Raw genomic sequence first — 279 nt, forward strand, 5'->3', positions numbered from 1 at the left:
GATCGAACTACCAGGCGCAGGGCCTGAAGCTCTCCAAGCATTTCCGCGCCGCGCGCTGATCGCGACTCAATTTTGGGTGTCGCAGGTCAGCCGCGAAACAGAAATTCTTTCGCCGCGCCCAGGCAGGCGTGAAAATGGCCGATGTAGAGCAGTTCGCGCACAGTCAGGCGCTTTCTGCCCCAAAATCCTGAGGTCTGCTTCATCTCATCGAGCGGAGAGTTCGAGCCCGCCCCTGCTGGAAACAGCTGCTTGTCGAGGCATCCGAGAACATAGGCTCGC

Annotated in this window: 1 protein-coding gene; it reads right to left on the bottom strand. The window is 59.5% G+C overall.

The genetic code is table 11. The features are described 5' to 3' along the window. Positions 1–86: 86 nt before the first annotated feature. Positions 87–279: hypothetical protein (locus tag EN874_RS34020; RefSeq protein WP_189396772.1), on the bottom strand; the 193-nt coding region annotated here is incomplete at its 5' end.

The sequence above is a fragment of the Mesorhizobium sp. M1D.F.Ca.ET.231.01.1.1 genome, assembly GCF_003999155.2.
Taxonomy (GTDB): domain Bacteria; phylum Pseudomonadota; class Alphaproteobacteria; order Rhizobiales; family Rhizobiaceae; genus Mesorhizobium.